This is a genomic window from Mycobacterium intermedium (assembly GCF_002086275.1).
GTDB classification, from domain to species: Bacteria; Actinomycetota; Actinomycetes; order Mycobacteriales; family Mycobacteriaceae; genus Mycobacterium; species Mycobacterium intermedium.
Genome location: NZ_MVHT01000332.1, coordinates 1 through 395, shown reverse-complemented (window position 1 = coordinate 395; position 395 = coordinate 1). Strand labels below are relative to the sequence as shown.

Below are 395 nucleotides of genomic sequence, written 5' to 3'. Positions count from 1 at the left end.
GCGGCATCCAACGCAGCAGCCAACTGCTCGGTGATGCCCACCGCTCGCTCTGGGGGCACCGGTCCTTCGCGGCGCAACAACGCATCGACATCGGTGCCCTCGATGATGGGCATCACCAAATACAACCGGCCATCAATCTCGCCGGTGTCATAAATCGGGATGATGTGCGGTTCGGTCAGCCGGGCCGCCGTATACGCCTCACGGCGGAACCGTTGCTCATAGCCTGGCTCATTGGCCAGCTGCGGCGTCAGAACTTTGATCGCCACATCGCGTCCGATCTCGGTATCCCGGGCCCGATACACGGTGCCCATAGCACCCTGACCGATCACCGAGATCAGCCGATATCGCCCGAACATCTCATCCATCAGGTACCTCCAAAGTGTTCAGACGAAGTG

The 395-nt window shown here is 60.8% G+C and carries 1 protein-coding gene; it reads right to left on the bottom strand.

What is annotated here, in order from left to right; genetic code table 11:
• Positions 1–365: serine/threonine-protein kinase (locus BST27_RS30910; RefSeq protein WP_139805531.1), on the bottom strand; the 365-nt coding region annotated here is incomplete at its 3' end.
• Positions 366–395: the final 30 nt, after the last annotated feature.